This window comes from Variovorax sp. 20P10.2.4, from assembly GCF_058244205.1.
In genome coordinates, this window is the sequence record NZ_JBZAYE010000989.1 from 1 (window position 1) to 1,877 (window position 1,877).

Genomic DNA, 1,877 nt, shown 5'->3' on the forward strand with positions numbered 1-1,877 from the left:
TTCGGCGGCGCGCCCTCGCAGGTCGAGCTGTTCGACGCGCGCGGTACCCTGCGCTCGCGCCAGTCCTACCTGGCCGGCAAGCGCGTGCGCACGCAGGATTTCTACGACAACGGCAAGCCCTCGCAGCTCGACGAGATCAACGGCAACCAGCGCACCGAGCGCCAGTTCTCGTCCGAGGGCGTGAAGCGCCGCGAGACCGTGTCGCTGCTGGGGGCGGCGCGCTCGGCGATCCGCCTGCGCGACCAGGAGTTCTCGGAGCGCGGCACGCTGGTGCGCGACCAGCGCTGGAACAGCGCCGGCGAGCCGATCGGCGACGACAGCTACTACCTCAACGGCCAGCCGCACACCAAGTCGGTCTACAGCGGCGCGGGCAATGCGCGCACGGTGCTGGTCACCGAGTTCCACGACAACGGCCAGCGCGCCGCGCTGGGCCGCTACCTCGTGGGCGGGCGCGGCGCGCGGCAGTTGCCGCAGGGCACGCACCAGCGCTTCGACGAGAAGGGCACGCTGGTCGCCGAATCGAGCTTCGACGCGCGCGGCCGCGTCACGCGCGAGCGCAGCTGGGACGAGAACGGCGAGCTGGTGCGCGACGACGAGGTGTTCGAGGACGGCTCGCGCAAGGCCTACGCGCGCTGAGAGCCGCCCTCCGGGGCGATCAGTCGAGCTTGATGCCTGCCTGCTTGATGATCGGGCCCCAGCGGTTCGACTCCGCGCGCGACAGCGCCGCGAACTGCGCGGGCGTGCCGGGCATGGCTTCCATGCCGAAGTCCTCGAAGCGCTTCTGCACCTGCGGATTGCCGAAGGCGCGGTTGAGGTCGCCGTTGAGCTTGTTCACCACCGCCGCGGGCAGGCCGGCCGGGCCGAGCACGCCCTGGAACGCGAACACCTCGGAATTCGCCACGCCCACCTCGGCCAGCGTCGGCACCTCGGGCAGCAGCTTGCTGCGCGCGCCCGAGCCGATGGCCAGCACGCGCACCTTGTTGGCCTTCATGATCGACAGGCCGGAGGCCAGGTCGAGGAACATGCACGGCACCTGGCCGCCCATCACGTCGGCCATGGCCGGCGCCGCGCCGCGGTAGGGGATGTGGGTGATGAAGCTGCCGGTGCGCATCTTGAACATTTCCATCGCCAGGTGGTGCGGCGAACCGTTGCCCGGCGAGGCGTAGTTGACCTTGCCGGGATTGGCCTTCACGTAGGCCAGGAACTCCTTGAAGGTCTTGGCCGGGAAGTCCGGGTGCACCACCAGCGCCAGCGGGAACTTGCCGATCGCGCCGATGTAGCTGAAGTCCTTCTCGGGGTTGAAGGGCAGCTTGCCGAACAGGTGCTCGTTGAAGGCCAGCACCGCGTTGTCGGCCGACAGCACGGTGTAGCCGTCGGGCTTGCTCTTGGCGACCATGTCGGCGCCGATGTTGGTCGAGGCGCCGGGGCGGTTGTCGATCACGATCTGCTGGCCCAGCGTCTGGCGCATGGCCTCGGCCAGCGCGCGCGCGATCACGTCGGTGCCGCCGCCCGCGGGATAGGGCACCACCCAGCGGATCAGTTGCGAGGGATAGTCCTGCGCGCGGGCGAAGGGCGCGGCGGCCACGGCGGCGCCCGAGGCGAGCGTGGCAAGGAGGGTACGGCGGTCCATGAGGGTCATCTCCAGGTTGTCATTCGGTTGCGGACAGCGATGGTACGGGCAGCGCATGCAGCGCGTCGGCCAGCGCGGCGCGGCAGCGTGCCTCGTCGCCGACCTGCTCGAACAGCAGCAGCGCGAGCCGCGCGAGGAACAGCGATTCGCGCTCGGCGCCGGCCTCGCTGATGGCGTTCGCGCAGTCGGCGTAGAGGCGGTCGCGGGCCTCGGGGGCCAGGGTGGGACGTGCGGTGGTCATGCGGCG

Annotated in this window: 3 protein-coding genes; 1 reads left to right on the forward strand and 2 read right to left on the reverse strand. The window is 70.6% G+C overall.

Features of this window, described 5'->3' with window-relative positions:
- On the forward strand, positions 1-636 hold a 636-nt coding region (locus tag AC27VN_RS40275; protein WP_490880331.1), incomplete at its 5' end, for a toxin-antitoxin system YwqK family antitoxin.
- Between the two features lie 19 nt (positions 637-655).
- Here AC27VN_RS40275 and AC27VN_RS40280 read toward each other — a convergent pair.
- Positions 656-1,630, reverse strand: coding sequence for a Bug family tripartite tricarboxylate transporter substrate binding protein (locus tag AC27VN_RS40280; protein WP_490880332.1), 975 nt, complete (start codon positions 1,628-1,630; stop codon positions 656-658).
- A gap of 19 nt (positions 1,631-1,649) precedes the next feature.
- Positions 1,650-1,877 (reverse strand): hypothetical protein (locus AC27VN_RS40285; RefSeq protein WP_490880333.1); only part of this gene is annotated, 228 nt, incomplete at its 5' end.